A 15273-nucleotide genomic window follows, 5' to 3' on the forward strand; every position below is an offset into this window, starting at 1 on the left:
TTTTGGAGACGAAGATGCCGATCACAAGTGATGTACAACTCGGCCGCGATGTCAGGATCTTTCATCCGGAACTGGTCAATCTCTACGGCTGCACGGTCGGTGATGAGACGAGAATCGGTACCTTCGTCGAAATCCAAGCGGGCGCCACGATCGGCGCGCGCTGCAAGATTTCCTCGCATAGCTTCGTCTGCGAAGGCGTCGCGATCGAGGACGAGGTGTTCGTCGGTCATGGGGTCATGTTCACGAACGACAAGCACCCAAGGGCGACCACGGCGGATGGCCGGCCGCAAGGCGCCTCTGATTGGACCTTGCAGCGCACCCGGGTCTGCAGAGGCGCATCCATCGGCTCGAATGCAACCGTTCTGTGTGGTGTGACGATCGGCGCCGGCGCGTCCATCGCTGCCGGCGCGGTGGTGACCAAGGACGTGCCGCCGGGCGCGATTGTGGCTGGAGTGCCTGCGCGACCTCTGTTCGCTGACGTCGCACCGGCCCCGCGGCGTGAACGCGTCGTCGGGCAATCGCCGTAACCATTAAATGGCGATTATCACATATTGACTTTTGATTTAATGTGATAATAAGATTTAAACCGAGTTAAATGCAGCGCGGCCACCTGAAAGTTTTTGACCTTGATTCCTTTTCTGGATTTGAAAGCGCAATACGCCAAGATCAAGCCTGAGATCGACGCAGCGGTGGAGCGGGTCATCGGAAGTGCGAACTTCGTGCTCGGCCCCGATGTGACGGCATTCGAGGAGCGTTTCGCCGAGTATTGCCGAACCTCTCACTGCCGTGCGGTGAACAGCGGCACGTCGGCACTTCACCTTGCGCTACTCGCGGCCGGAATAGGCGCCGGCGACGAAGTCATCACGGTTTCGATGACGTTCGTCGCGACAACGGCGGCCATTCTTTACAGCGGTGCCAAACCGGTGTTCGTCGATGTCGATCCCGATACGTGGACGATGAATCCTGCTTTGATCGAGTCGGCGATAACGCCACGGACGAAGGCGATCATGCCGGTTCACCTGCATGGATTGATGGCCGACATGGATCCGATCATGTCCATTGCCCGTCGTCATGGCCTGGTCGTCATCGAGGATGCGGCACAGGCGCATGGTGCGGAGTACAAGGGCCGCCGCGCCGGCTCGATCGGCGATCTGGGGTGCTTCAGCTTCTATCCCGGCAAGAACCTCGGCGCGTTCGGCGAGGGTGGGGCAGTCGTCACCGATCACCCTGACCTTGTGCGTCGTGTGTCATTGCTGCGGGACTGGGGTCAGGAGGCGAAGTACAAGCACGTTGTTGCCGGATACAATTACCGCATGGACGGCATCCAGGGCGCGGTGCTGAACGTCAAGATGAATCACATCGAGTCCTGGACGGACGCGCGCCGTTCTCTCGCCGAGCGATACGATACGCTCCTGTCAGATATTCACTTGGCTTGCCCCCAGCCGCCCTGGTACAGCCGCCACGTCTATCACGTATATGCCGTCAGGTTGTCGCGGCGCGACGATGCGCTCAAATCGCTGCGAGATGCCGGCATCGACGTCGGGATTCACTATCCGGTTCCAGTTCATCTGCAAAAGGCGTATGCGGAGCTCGGCTATCAGCCTGGCGATCTCCCCGTCACGGAGATGCTGGCGAACCAGCTTCTCTCGCTTCCCATCTATCCCGAGCTATTGCCGGAGCAGGTTGCCGAGGTCGTCTCCACTCTCAAGAGAGTCGCGCCGCTGGAATTCGCTCGGGATCTTCACGGCGAGCGGGATCAAATTCCTGCAGGGCCCATCAACAGGAGGGCGTCTTGATCGATCTCAAGGGCAAACGCATTTTGGTTACGGGCGGAGCGGGGTTCATCGGCTCCCATATCGTCGACCTTCTGTGCGACGAAGGCTGCATCGAGATTGTCGCCCTCGACAACATGGTGCGTGGCCGGCCGGCGAATCTGCGGCGAGCGCTCGGGCGCGGGCCGGTACGGCTCGTGCACGGCGACATACGCGACAACAAGCTCATGGGAGCGCTGGTTAAGGCGGCCGATATCGTATTTCACCAAGCAGCGCTGCGGATCACGCACTGCGCCGCTGAGCCCCGCCTGGCCAAGGAAGTCATGGTGGATGCCACGTTCGACCTGCTCGAGCTCTGCGTCAAGCACGACGTCGAGAAGGTGATCGCGGCGTCTTCCGCCTCCGTGTACGGTATGGCGGAGGAGTTCCCGACGACCGAGCGACAGAATCCCTACGACAACCGAACTCTCTATGGCGCTGCGAAGGCGTTCAACGAAGGCCTGTTTCGCACTTTCAACGACATGTACGGCCTCGATTACGTGGCGTTCCGTTACTTCAACGTCTATGGCAGCCGCATGGACATTCACGGGCGCTATACCGAGGTGCTGATCCGGTGGATGGAGCGGCTCGAAGCCGGTCTGCCACCGGTCATCTTTGGCGATGGCCAACAAACCATGGATTTCGTGCATGTGCGCGATGTGGCCCGTGCAAACATATTGGCAGCCCGGGCCAAGGTGACCGACGAGGTGTTCAACGTAGGCAGCGGGACCGAAACGAGCCTGGTGCAGCTTGCCCAAGCCCTCGCTTCCGTCATGGGGCAGCCCAGAATGATGCCCGAATTCGCGCCGGAACGCTCGGTCAATCCGGTGCCGCGCCGATTGGCGTCGGTTGGAAAAGCGGAGCGTCTGCTGGGTTTCCGCACCACCATCTCGCTTGAGCAGGGGCTTTCAGATCTCGTGAAATGGTGGCTGGCCGAACGCGAGCTCAGAGCTGTCGATCAGGGACAGGCAGCGGCATCATGATTCCGATTGCAATGCCAGTCCTTGCCGAGCAAGAGGCCGATGCGGCGCGAGCGGCCGTCCTCTCCGGATGGGTGTCACAAGGTCCGCAAGTGGCAGCTTTCGAGCGTGAACTTGCCGCTTTCGTCGGCGCGCCTTTTGCGTGTGCCGTGTCCAACTGCACGACAGCCCTGCAACTCGCGCTGGCGGCGCTGGACGTCGGACCCGGCGACGAGGTCATCACAGCTAGCCATTCCTTCATCGCAACGGCCAATTCAATCCGAAATCAGGGCGCTGTCCCCATCTTTGTGGATGTCGATCCGGAGACCTACAACATAGATCCCCGGCGGCTGGCGGATGCGATTACTCCGCGCACGCGTGCGATTATCGCGATTCACCAAATGGGCATGCCGTGCGATTTGGGAGCCCTGACGGCTTTGGCGGACCGTCATGGCATCACCCTGATCGAAGACGCGGCCTGTGCTGCGGGCAGCGAGATCCAGATCAAGGAGAATTGGGAGCGGATCGGCAAGCCGCACGGACACATCGCCTGCTTTTCCTTTCATCCCCGCAAGGTGATCACGACAGGCGAGGGCGGCATGCTGACCACTGCGGACGCCGAGCTCGACCGCAAGTTCAGGCTCCTGCGCCAGCACGGGATGAGCGTTCCCGACACGGTGCGGCATGGCTCCTCACAGGTGATCTTCGAAGAATACCTTGTTTCGGGTTACAATTTCCGGATGACCGACATGCAGGCCGCGATCGGGCGCAAACAGCTGGAACGGCTGCCGGACCTGGTGGCACGCCGCCGTGCTGTTGCGGCCAGATACGCCGAGCTGCTCGGCGACTTCGAAGGTTTGAGGCTGCCAACAGAGCCAAAATGGGCCAAGTCGAACTGGCAGAGCTATTGCGTGCGCCTCCCCAATCGTCTCGATCAGCGCTCGGTCATGCAAAATCTGCTCGACCAGGGGATCGCGACGCGCCGCGGCATCATGTGCTCGCATCGCGAACCGCCTTACGTGAAGGCGGCGCAGCGCCACGACCTTCGCCACTCAGAACTCGCACAGGATCGGTCGATCCTGCTGCCGATCTACGCGCAGATGAGCGAGGCAGAGCAGCTTCACGTCGCAGAGTGCCTCAAAGCGGAACTGGCCAAGGGATAGCTATCCCGACGCAGACCCGCGGCAGACACTCGAGGAAATGTACGCGAGTCCCGCTTCCCCTCGAGCGCATGCGCCGATGACCAGGAAGAACGGCCGAAGCTCTCATGACAGAGGCGGTCCGAACGTCGCCGAGAGGGCAAGAGTCGGCGGAGGCGCCTCTCATCTTGCGAGGTCGTCACGACAGGAGAAATTAAAGCGATGGCCAAGTTTGACGTCCTTGTCCCCTGCTACAATTACGGGCGCTTCCTGACGGATTGCGTACGAAGCGTGCTTGATCAATCCATTGCCGACGTTCGCATCCTCATCATCGATGACGCATCCTCGGATTCGTCTGTCGAAATCGCGCGCGGCCTCGCGGAGAGAGACTCGCGCGTAAATGTTGTGGCTCACGCACGCAACAAGGGACATATCGCGACGTACAACGAGGGAATCGAATGGGCGGACAGCGACTACTTTCTGCTGCTGTCCGCGGACGATCTGCTCGTGCCGGGAGCGTTCGAACGCGCGGCGAAAATCATGGATTCGCGGCCGGAAGTGGGATTGACCTATGGCGAATGTCTGGTGTGGCATCGGGACACGCCTCGGCCCTTCGTCAACTCGGTCCAGGACTTTCGATGGACCAAGCAAGATGTGGTAGCGTACATGTGCCGGACCGGCTCCGACTTCGTGGCGACGGCGACGGCGATCGCGCGAACAAGCGTCCAGAAGGCTGTAGGCGGCTATAGACCGTCGCTTCCTCACAGCGGCGATCTGGAGATGTGGCTCCGGTTTGGCGTGCATGCGGAAGTTGCCAGGATCGAGACGGTGCAGGGGATCTACCGAAAGCACGATTCCGCTATGTCGAACCCCTATCTCGCGGAGATGATGACGGAGTATGGACAGAGGAAAGCGGCGTTCGACAGCTTCTTCGAGACCTGTCACGATCGACGCCGGGACATGCCGTTGTTGCAGCGGCAGGTGGCGCACGCGCTCGCCGATCAGGCCTTCGACACCGGGATCAGTTATATCCGACAGGGGCGCATGGACAGCGGCTTTACGCTTCTGCGCTGGGCCATGAGCCTGGATGCGCGAATGCGCTACCTTCCCCCGGTCTGGCGGCTTCTGCGGATGCCCGGGCCGGAGGGGCGCCAAAGGCTCCTGTCCTTGATGGGCAAGTCGAGGGTGCGACGGCAAAAGGTGTTGCAGACCTCAGCCGCCATTCCCGTTTTAGGCGCGGACAGGGACCGCCAGAGCTAGGTCATGACGAACAAGGTGCTCTTCCTCAGCCACGAGGCCTCGCGGACGGGGGCGCCAATCATGCTGCTCAACATCCAGCGATGGCTTCGGCGCAACGATTCCATTTCCTTCCGTACCGTGACTGCCAGCCCGGGCGACCTCAGCAGGGAATTCGCCATGCTCGGCAAGGTCGACTCGGTCGAACCCGGCGATCTGCTTTATCGTGCGATGAGGCGCTTCGATATGCATCATTTCGCGCAGTCAAATCATCTGGCCCGCCTGCAAAAGGATCTCTCCAAGGACCGCTTCGGTCTCGTCTATGTCAATTCGATAGCGTCCGGGCGGTTGCTCGAACGATTGCCCATCGGGGATTGCGAGGTCCTCTGTCACGTCCACGAGCTTGCGGGAGCCATCCGAAGCGTCGGATTGACCAATCTCGCGACGCTCGAGCGGCGCCGCCCCCGATATATTGCGGTGTCCGACGCCGTGAGGGATTGCCTGATCGAAGAGTTCGACATCGCACCGCACCGGATCGAGGTCGTCGAGCCGTTCATTCCCGAACTCGAAGGGGATTCCCCCAACGCGGAGGAAGCGCGCCTCGGGCTTGCGCACGAATTGGACATTCCGCCTGACGTGAGCATCGTGTGCGGTTGCGGCTCGATCGAGATGCGCAAGGGCACGGACCTGTTCATAGAGGTCGCTCGCCAGGTTGCCGGCGCCGTCAGTGGGCGAAATGTCCAATTCGTGTGGGTGGGCGGCGCTCCGGACAAGGTCAAGACCATGCAGCGCAGGCTCAAGAGCGAGGCGCTGGCCGCGCAGGTGCGCTTCGTTGGGAGAAAAGCCGACGTCGATAGATATTTTGCCGCATCCGACGTTTTTCTTCTGACCTCGCGCGAGGAGGCGTTTGGCCTTGTGGTTCTGGAAGCAGCGAGGCGCAACACGCCCACGATCTGCTTCGACGCAAGCGCTGCAGCGCGGAGGTTTGTCGAGCCGGACGCCGGTTTCAGCGTGACCGAATTCGATGTTGCGGAGATGAGCAGGAAGGTCATCGAGTTCCTCTCGTCCCCTTCGCTGCGGGAGCAGATGGGACGCGCGGCGAAACGCAAATTTGAGACGCACCATACCCCCGGCCAGGGGGGACGAGCGATAGCATCACTCATCCAGGATGCGATGAGACGGAAAAGTGGCGCGGCTCCGGGTGAAAGTCTCACTGGCTTGCGCGAAATTAGAACGGAGTAGCAGCAGCGCCATGCCCTGCCGGCATTCTCCATCCCGCTGCCGTCCGGGCGCAGTTCGCCGCCGCCGGGCTGTCAGAGCGCGATGCGCGCCCCCATTCGCGAAATGCCTAGGATCGAGCGCCGAACAAACGACCCTTACTTTATTCGTCGAGGCTTGATTGCGATTCGTCCCAAGTTAATATGAATGGCCTATTTAATTTCTATTATATGGTGATCTCGCTATGTTCCCAGGCGCTAATTTCCACGTATATACCTGTGCGCGATCGACGGACGTTGAAATCCTCGATCGTGATCTTCGGCGCTCGCCGGCGATTGCCAGGGGCAACGTAAAGCTCACGGTCCTGTGGAATCAGCCTAGCGCTTCCGGCGCCTATGCCCGGGCGATCGCAAGTGCGAAGGAGGATATCCTCATCTTTGCCCATTGCGATGTTTTCTTCCCCGAACACTGGTTTGAACGGCTGGATTGGGAAATCCGGCGGCTCACGCAGCAAGACAGCCGGTGGGCCGTGGCTGGATTGAGCAGCGTCACCGCGGCAGGGGACGTGGTCGGTCGCACGTGGGATGCCTCGCTTGCCCCGTTATTTCCCGAAACTGGCGGAATTCATGGGGGGGAGCTGAAGGTACCTGTACGGGCGGTCAGCGTCGACGAACTGGCGATCATCCTTCGCCGGGACTCGGGCGTGTCCTTCGATCCCTTGCTGCCGGAGTTTCACCTTTACGGGGCAGACATCGTGCTCGAAGCCGAGAGACTGGGCAGATCCTGTTACGGTCTGGACCTGCCGTTGATCCACAACGCCAAGGCACAGCTTTCGTTGGGGCGCGACTACGTTCGAGCCTATCGCTACATGGTGCGGAAATGGCGGGATCGCCTTCCCGTCCAGACCACGTGCGGGACGATCACCCGCAATCCGCTCGTCTTGCCGATGCGTCGCCTGCGCATGCGCCACAAGGCGATGTTCCGGAGGTCAACGTATTCGACGCAGCGGGCGTCGGATCCCAGCGCAATCTCTAAGGAGTTGGGGATGGACCGGATGCTGGCGGCTTCGCTGTCGGAGAACGGTTGCCTGACGCCGGCGTGATTCAATCCGCTTTCCCGTGGCGAGCTCGGTGTCTCCCCTCGGCATTAACGTTCATGATCAGAATTTATTTAATTGGCTTGTCGTATATAATATTATAATGTATTGTGATTTAATAGTGCGGCCGTCCACTCGAGAGGACGGACTTCGAGCGACGTCATTTACCCCGCTGAACGGGGAAAGAGGTAGAAATGGTTGCCACAGCTGTGCTGCCGCTGTCTGCGGAGTCCCAATGTCTCGATAGCAAGTCCTTCCTTCCGTTGGATAAAATGCGCCGCCAGGCCGATGCATGGGCCGAGCAGTACCGGGACAACCAACCCTTTCCTCACATCGGAATCGATACCTTTTTTGATGACGAGGTCATTAGAAGGGTCGCGGCGGAGTTTCCCGGAGAATTTGAGAGCTCGTGGAATCGGACCTTTCTCGATGCCGGCGCGTATGAGGAGCAGAAGCTCGGACTCGACCGCTTTGAGGACTTTCCTCCCTACATTCAGCAGTTCGTCAGTTCGCTGAACTCGCGGCTCTTTCTGGACTTCCTGGAGCGCCTCACCGGCATCGAGGGTCTCATTCCCGATCCTTACCTCGTTGGCGGCGGGTTGCACATGATTCCGCGCGGTGGTCGCCTCGCCATTCACGCAGACTTCAACAAGCACAAGAAGCTGAGGCTGGACCGCCGGCTCAATCTGCTGGTCTATCTGAACCATGATTGGAAGCAGGAGTGGGGCGGCGCCCTCGAATTGTGGGACAAGGACGTCAAGGCAAAGCAAAAGGCCTATTTTCCGATTGCGAACCGGATCGTTGTATTCTCGACGACCGACACCGCATATCACGGGCATCCCGATCCCCTGACGAGCCCAAAAGGCAAGTATCGCAGATCGATCGCGCTCTACTACTACACCAATGGTCGACCGGAAGACGAAATGTCCGAAGACCATACGACGATCTTCAAAATGCGGCCGGGCGAGGTCAGGAAGCGAACGACCCTCGAGGTCATCAAGCCCTTCATCCCGCCCATCGTCTGGCAGATTCCGAGAATGTTCAGGCGCTGACGTCCATTCGGCGGCTTTGGCATGGTGAAGAGCGTCCTGGGGCAGGCACGGGGAGCTAATCGCTCCAACAGGTCGGGAGACATTCGTTGAGGATCCGCCTCGCCAGCGCTGCGCTAGCCACGGGCTCGATCGAGCGTGAGCCTTCGCTGCTTTCGAGTGCCGGTGCGGTTCCGCAACGCTCCCATCCGTTCGCGACCTGGCTTTTCTTTGCCGGGGTCGTGTTGCCCGCCGACATGAGCTTTTTGCTCGGGAGCGCGAAGTTCAATCCCGAACGGTTGGTCATCGCTCTGCTGTTGATTCCGGCTCTCTTCTTGTTGCTGCAGAAGGGACGGCGGTTCGTTGCCTGCGATCTGTTCGTCTTGCTGGCGGCGGTATGGATGCTGGGAGTATCAGCGCAGGAGAACCGTCCCTCCGAATTGTCCTCGGCGGGTGCGGTGACGCTCGAACTGCTGGGCGGTTACATTGTCGGACGCGCGTTCTTTTTCGGACGCCTGGCGGTCGCGGAGTTCATCAAGGGCTTGAAGATCGCAGTGACGATAATCGTCGCTGTCGCAATGGTCGACCACATGTCGGGCAAGCTCGTCGTCAACAGCTTTCTCGGGCTGAACAGCGAGCCGGAGTTCAGAAATGGCCTGATGAGAGCGGCGTCGGTCTTTCCGCACGCGATCTCCTATGGGACGTTCTGCACGGCTGCCGGAGCGATCTTTCTGTACTCGGAGAGCCGGCTGTCTCGGATCGGCTGGGTTGGGGTTGCGTTCCTGGGATGCTTCCTGGCGATGTCTTCAGCTCCAATGTTGATGTTCATGGTCGTCTTGTCGGTCTTTAGTTATGACCGGCTCATGAAATCCAGTCCATGGCGATGGAAGGCGTTCGCAGGCGTCATCGGAGCCGTGCTCGCCTTCATCTATCTCACCACCAACAATCCGACCTCCTGGATCGTCGCGCACCTCACGCTCGATCCCTCGACGGGCTATTTTCGCAAGGCCACTTGGGATCGAGCCTTCTACAATATCGGTTTCGCACCCTGGGCAGGCTTTGGTTTTGGCGATATTGGCGCAGGCCTGGAATTTTTCGACAATGCTTCGGTGGACGCCGTTTGGCTGGTCATCGCGCTCCGGTTTGGTATTCCGATCGTAGTCTTCATGCTGCTGGCCAACGTGACCTCCTTCTACGTCGGGTTCGGGCGAAAGAGCGTTGGCCCGACGTTGGATGAGTACATGGACAGGATGCGTTCGGGCTTTACGCTCGCGGTCATGACCTTGGTGCTGGTTGGACTCACCGTGCACTACTGGAACACCATGTGGATGGTTTGGGGTGCGTATATCGGAGTACGGGCTTCACTCTATGAACATTTTTGGGGGACGAGACACCTCAGCGAGCTTTCCCCTGCATGGTATGGTCCTCCGGTCTATGCTCCGGCACCCGCGCGGCGATGGTAGGTGTGTCCATGCAGTCGCCTTTGACAACCACCGTTGGAGGCTTGCTTGCCTGCGCATTTGCTGCCGCAGTGGCACTGCATACAGGTCTCTCTCTCGCAACAGCGGCCGAGGACACACATGCGTCGCGGGCATACGACCAGAACAGCGATGGGGCCCCCAGCGCGCCGCGTTGCGACGTTCAGTATCCCTCGCTGCTTAGCCGATATCGCATTCGTCCGCCTTGGCGTGTTGCAGGGGTCGACTATTGCGTGGGTCATCCAGCGGCGATCGAGTTCAAGGATCCTGCCGCAATTTCGATGACCGGGGTGACGGTCGATCGCAAAAAGCGGCTCGTCACCGTAACCGGAAACGGCATCACGCTGGATGGCTATGATTTCTCCCTCGATGGCGGCTGGGGCGTCGTGGTCCAGGGGGATGATGCGACGATTCAAAACTGCAATTTCCTCGTCGGCGGCAATCGCAACCAACCCGTCCTTGCGGCGGTGTCGTCATCGAACGTGAGGGTCGCGTACTGCACGATTGACGGCCACAACGAGCCCAACGTCAGCGGCCTCATCGAAAGCCGTGGCTCGGGTACACTGACCGTCCAGTATTGCTGGCTGAAGAACGCCGGCGGCGACATGGTTCAAATGCACAATGGCGGTCGGGCAGCAGGCCTCGTTCTCCAATACAATCTCATTCAGAATGCTGGTATGGCGCCCGGCGCGCACGGCGACTACACGGAGTTCATCGACGGGCCGTTCACGGTGACCATCGAGTACAACACGACCGCCCAGAGCGGAGGGACGAGCCAGGGGTTCATGGTGGAGCCTGACATTGGCTCCAATGCCGGCAGGATCATCTCGGGCGAAATCGGCAACAACACGTTGACTGGCGCAGTGAACGCATTCACCGGCGTCACTGTCGCCGATATCGTGAACGCATTTACGGTCCGCGACAATTATTTCGATCCTTCGAGGACCTCGTCGGGACTGGCATTTGGCGGTCCCATTCGCGGCGGACCCAACGACAACAGCGCCAAGTCGATCTATGTGCGCAACATGAACATGCTTACGGGCGCCGTCGTGCAGGATGTCAAGGCAGGTGGAGTTTCTAGCCGCTGATCGTCGAGGTCGTGTCTGCCTCGCTCCGTCAGCGTGGTGCTGAGGTGGGAATGAGGGCCGAGGGAGTGTTCATCAGGTCAATGCCATGAACGAAATCACTGCGCGCCACCAAGTCAGGGTTGTCAGAACACGCTCCGAGGTCGAAGAACTTCGAGAGTTTTGGAACTCGTGCAATCCCGCTCGAGACGCGGATATCGACTTTTTCCTGTTCATCCTGGAAATATATCCGCAGGTTCAGCGACCGCACGTCGTGGTTCTCTACGAAGGCGGGCTTCCCCGCGCACTTCTTGTCGGTCGCTTGGAGACCAGCCACGTGCCGGTCAAGCTGGGGTATCTTGCTCTTCCCGTTCCCAGGTTGAGGATATTGCAGATTGTTCATGGCGGCTGGCTGGGAGAGATCTCCGAGCACAACGCAAGGACGCTGCTCGGGAGCATTACAGAGTCGCTGGCAGCCGGGGAGGCCGATGCTGCCTCATTCCACTCTCCGAACGTCAATTCTCCCCTTGTCAAATTCGCCCGCGATCTTCCTTCCTGGTGGTGCGCTGATCACTTGATCAGCCCACAAGCTCATCGGCTGTGCGAACTTCCGGAGAAGGCTGGCTCGTTCCTGGCTGGCCTTCCGAAGAAGGGGCGTTACAACGAGCGCAAGCGCGTCGAAAGCATAGCTTGTGATTTTGCGGACAGAAGAATCCAGCGATTTGATTCCCCCGCTGAACTGGATCAGTTGATGCGGGACGCGGAGACCATTGCAGCCAAATCCTATCAGCGGGGGCTGGGTGTGGGGTTCTCCGAAAGTCCCGTCATCCGATCGCGTCTCCGTTTCGAAGCAAGCAAGGGCTGGCTGCGAGGATACATTCTGTACCTCAACGGCCGACCGGTCGCTCTCTGGATCGGCTCGCTACGCAATGGAGTCTTTCTCAGCGAGTACGTTTCCTACGATCCTGCCTATGCGAAGTACGGTCCCGGCCTTCATCTGATTCTGAGCGTATTGGAAGAACTACAGGCGTCCTCGAGCCGGCCGGTGCGACTGGTCGACTTCGGCATCGGCGATGCAACTTACAAGGAATTGCTGGCTAACCTGTCGAGACAGGAGTCGACGGTCTATATCTTTGCCCCGCGATCGAAGGCGGTTTGCATCAACCTCCTGCGCACCTCCATCGGCGGGTTCAATCGTCTGGCCAAGAGTTTGCTGCGGAGCTCTTGGCTTGCGGGGATCAAGCGAAAGTGGCGGACCGGGGTCAGCAGTCAACCGTCTTATCGGGCCCCTCCGTCATGATCGTGAAGCCCATGGACGGCCCCAAGGCAAGGCAAGACGTGCGTCCCGGAGTTCTTGCGGAAGAACCTGGATCTGCTCGTCAGAGGCAGGATCGGGCTTCTGAGCGCGCAGCTGCAAAGAGCATCTCACTGGGTGTGCTGATGCCGCTGCCGCTCAATGGAATGGGGGTTGGCTATACGTGCAGCTCCCTCGCAAAGGGGATGGCGAGCGAGAACTTCGATGTGACGATCGTGACGCCGCGGGCGCAGTTGGCGCTGCCACCGGTACAACTCGTCGAAGTACTGCCGGATTGGGCGAGATACGTCCCATATCGGCTCGTGCGACGTTGGGTCGGCCGTACAATCGAGCGCGTATTCCTCTCTTGCATCGATCAATTTGAATCCGAGAGGCCGGCAGCCTATCTCTGGCCGGACGCAAGCTTGGAGACGATCCAGCACTTGAAGCGGCGCGGTGTTGCGGTGTTTCGTGAACAGTTCAATTGCCATACCGGGACGGCAAAGAGAATTCTCGATCATGCGTACGAGCGGCTTGGAGTCGCGCCTGCGCACGGGATCACGTCTGCGAAGGTCGATCGTGAGGCGCAGGTCCTCGAGGCGGTGGATCACGTGTTTTGTCCGAGCCCACTGGTCGAGGCCTCGCTGCTGGAGAACGGCGTGCCTCGATCCAAGTTCTTGAACGCGAGTTACGGCTGGGAGCCGGCGCGGCTTGTCGGAAAACAGCCATTGCTCGAACCGAGCGCCGGCGTCACGGTGGTGTTCGTCGGCGCCATATGCGTGCGGAAAGGAGCCCATTTGCTTCTGGACTATTGGGCACAGAGCGGGGTGAAGGGAAGGCTCGTGCTCGCGGGGGAGATGGAGCCGACCATCAGGGAGAAGTGCGCCAGCCTTCTTGCCAGGGATGACGTGATCGTATTCGACTATCTCAAGGACGTTGGCGCGCTTTATCGATCGGCGGACGTCTTCATGTTTCCTTCGCTGGAGGAGGGAAGTCCTTTGGTCATGTACGAAGCGTGCGGCGCTGGACTTCCGGTCGTCACTACGGAGATGGGGGCAGGGCGCTTCGTGCGAGACAGTCATGAGGGGTTCGTGCTCGATCCCTACGATGCGGCGCGTTGGGTCGAGGCCATTCGTTCGCTGGCAGGCGACCTCGAGCTTCGACGGACGATGTCGGAGGCTGCTGCCGGTCGCGCCGAGCGTTTCGTCTGGGCCGACGTCGCCAGTCGGCGTCGTCAGCAGATCAAGGAATGCCTTGGCCATGGCCTCTGATCGCGCAAAGCTCGCAGTTCTGATCGTCGGGTATCGCAATCCCGACGACATTCTGCGGTGTCTGAGATCGCTCGCGGCGTCCGATTGGCAGGAGTTTGAAATCTTCGTCTGCGAAAATGGAGGGAAGGAAGCCTTCGAAACGTTGGCGGCCGCACTCCTCGGTCAGGAGCGGATGCTGCCATGTATCCCGGACGAAGATGATGTCGCGGATGCGCCCGGCGGGCGGTTCAGTTCTGTCGTCAAATTCCGTTTCCAGAATCGAGCCGTTATTGTCCGACTTGGACTTGCGACAGATAATTTCGGTTATGGCGGAGGGATAAACGCCTGGCTCGAGCGCCTGTTGGGTACGCGCGGCTGGGAGGCAGTGCTCGTTCTCAATCCGGATACCGAAGTGCACGAGAACTGCCTGACGGAATTCATGGCCAAGGCGGACCAGGGTTTCGGAATGATTGGTGGTACCCTCGTTTTCGACGATGCGCCCGACAAGATCATCAACTACGGACTTCAATGGTCGCCCGTCACCGGCCGGGTTCTCGCCATCGGCCGAAACTTGGCAGCCGGCACGTCTCCGGCGCCCGAGGTGCTCTCACGGATCGATACGATCAGCGGCGCCTGCGTGCTGGTCACGCGTGCGTTCATCGAGGACGTCGGATTGATGGCTGAGGACTATTTTCTCTACATGGAGGATGTGGATTGGGGTCGTCGCCGCGGTAAGCACAGAATAGGCTTCGCGGAACGGGCGATCATACGCCACGTTGGCGGCACCGCCATTGGTTCTGCGATTGATCCGAGAAAGCAATCATTCCTTTCGGTCTATCTGTCGGCGCGTAACAGCATCCTCTTCGCGCGCCGGTGGGCCAAACGGCGGTGGCTGCTTCACTTTGGCTGGGGCTTGCTGCACGCCGTCAGGTACGTCGTCATTGGCGCGCCTTTGGCGGCGAAAGTCACCCTCGTCGGTCTGATGGACGGCGCCCAGGGGAAGTCCGGGAAACCCGACGCTTCCGTGCGATTGCCTCAGCCCGGCTAGGCGCTGCGCACGTTCAGCTTCAATCGCAGAGGCGGCGCGTGCTCATCTTCGCGAGCGGCGAGGTTGGCGAGCGCGCCAATTGAGTGGCGCGGCTCGGGTGGTGCAATTCGGATTGACCGCACAAGAGCCCGTGTTTGAGTCCGGGCGGCCCGGGTCGTGGCGACCCGTCCCCTCAATCGACCACCACGAACTCGTTCGCTAGGAAAGGCCAGGATCGCCCGGATATTGTGGCGTGGGCTTGGCGTGATGCCTTCGATCGGGGTCACCGATTTACTTTCCTGCATTGAGCCTGGTTATGTGCACATTTAAAATCATTATTTCGGAATATGACACAATTGGGCTGCGCGATTATTTGCGCTCCCCTTGGCGTCGATTCATCGTTGGCAAATCGGCTACCAGTCTTCTCTATCAATGGTTATAGTGCGATGTTGTCTGTGGATCTGCGATTCGTGCCGGCGCGTTCATGCAAGTCGCGTGTTTAATTATTTAATGCACGTGAGTGTGGCGGTCTGAGACAAGACATGACCCCAGCACAGCCTCGATCTAGTCCAAAAAAAGTCCGCGGTGCTCGGCCAAGAGTCGCCGCGGCCGAGATAATCGGCTTCTAAGGATAGCGTGTCGCTCGGGGGACCTCGCGGTTGAGCGCGTGCCT

13 protein-coding genes are annotated in these 15273 nt (G+C 59.8%); all 13 read left to right on the plus strand.

Going from position 1 to position 15273, the window contains the following annotated elements; all coding sequences use genetic code 11:
* Nucleotides 1-14: 14 nt before the first annotated feature.
* The 13 genes from AC24YW_RS33420 (at nt 15) to AC24YW_RS33480 (ending at nt 14621) form a co-directional block, all read left to right on the plus strand.
* Nucleotides 15-527 (plus strand): acyltransferase, encoded by a 513-nt coding sequence (locus AC24YW_RS33420; protein WP_487486682.1) that lies wholly within the window; start codon nt 15-17, stop codon nt 525-527.
* Between the two features lie 99 nt (nt 528-626).
* A complete protein-coding gene (locus AC24YW_RS33425; protein WP_487486789.1) occupies nt 627-1796 on the plus strand; it encodes a DegT/DnrJ/EryC1/StrS family aminotransferase in 1170 nt (389 codons plus the stop codon).
* Nucleotides 1793-2794, plus strand: coding sequence for an NAD-dependent epimerase/dehydratase family protein (locus tag AC24YW_RS33430; RefSeq protein WP_487486683.1), 1002 nt, complete (start codon nt 1793-1795; stop codon nt 2792-2794). The genes AC24YW_RS33425 and AC24YW_RS33430 overlap by 4 nt, the downstream gene beginning before the upstream one ends.
* The gene (locus tag AC24YW_RS33435) at nt 2791-3933 is read left to right on the plus strand and encodes a DegT/DnrJ/EryC1/StrS family aminotransferase (protein WP_487486684.1); all 1143 of its coding nucleotides are present in this window, start codon (nt 2791-2793) and stop codon (nt 3931-3933) included. Before AC24YW_RS33430 ends, AC24YW_RS33435 begins: the two co-directional genes overlap by 4 nt.
* A 198-nt stretch (nt 3934-4131) precedes the next feature.
* The gene (locus tag AC24YW_RS33440) at nt 4132-5169 is read left to right on the plus strand and encodes a glycosyltransferase family 2 protein (RefSeq protein WP_487486685.1); all 1038 of its coding nucleotides are present in this window, start codon (nt 4132-4134) and stop codon (nt 5167-5169) included.
* Between the two features lie 3 nt (nt 5170-5172).
* Nucleotides 5173-6387 carry a glycosyltransferase family 4 protein gene (locus AC24YW_RS33445; RefSeq protein ID WP_487486686.1) on the plus strand — a complete coding sequence of 405 codons (1215 nt, stop codon included), beginning with the start codon at nt 5173-5175 and terminating at the stop codon, nt 6385-6387.
* Between the two features lie 220 nt (nt 6388-6607).
* A complete protein-coding gene (locus AC24YW_RS33450; RefSeq protein WP_487486687.1) occupies nt 6608-7465 on the plus strand; it encodes a hypothetical protein in 858 nt (285 codons plus the stop codon).
* Nucleotides 7466-7653: 188 nt separating this feature from the next.
* Nucleotides 7654-8511, plus strand: a complete 858-nt coding sequence (locus AC24YW_RS33455) for a 2OG-Fe(II) oxygenase (RefSeq protein WP_145638735.1) — start codon at nt 7654-7656, stop codon at nt 8509-8511.
* Nucleotides 8512-8597: 86 nt separating this feature from the next.
* Nucleotides 8598-9950 (plus strand): hypothetical protein, encoded by a 1353-nt coding sequence (locus AC24YW_RS33460; RefSeq protein WP_487486688.1) that lies wholly within the window; start codon nt 8598-8600, stop codon nt 9948-9950.
* 8 nt (nt 9951-9958) lie between these two features.
* The gene (locus AC24YW_RS33465; RefSeq protein WP_487486689.1) at nt 9959-11053 is read left to right on the plus strand and encodes a hypothetical protein; all 1095 of its coding nucleotides are present in this window, start codon (nt 9959-9961) and stop codon (nt 11051-11053) included.
* A gap of 85 nt (nt 11054-11138) precedes the next feature.
* On the plus strand, nt 11139-12329 hold the full coding sequence (locus tag AC24YW_RS33470; RefSeq protein ID WP_487486690.1) for a GNAT family N-acetyltransferase: 1191 nt from the start codon (nt 11139-11141) through the stop codon (nt 12327-12329).
* Nucleotides 12326-13594, plus strand: a complete 1269-nt coding sequence (locus AC24YW_RS33475) for a glycosyltransferase family 4 protein (RefSeq protein ID WP_487486691.1) — start codon at nt 12326-12328, stop codon at nt 13592-13594. Before AC24YW_RS33470 ends, AC24YW_RS33475 begins: the two co-directional genes overlap by 4 nt.
* Entirely contained in the window at nt 13584-14621 is a 1038-nt protein-coding gene (locus AC24YW_RS33480; RefSeq protein ID WP_487486692.1) for a glycosyltransferase family 2 protein, read from the plus strand. Before AC24YW_RS33475 ends, AC24YW_RS33480 begins: the two co-directional genes overlap by 11 nt.
* The last annotated feature ends 652 nt before the right edge of the window (nt 14622-15273 follow it).

The sequence above is a fragment of the Bradyrhizobium sp. USDA3516 genome (assembly GCF_057651995.1).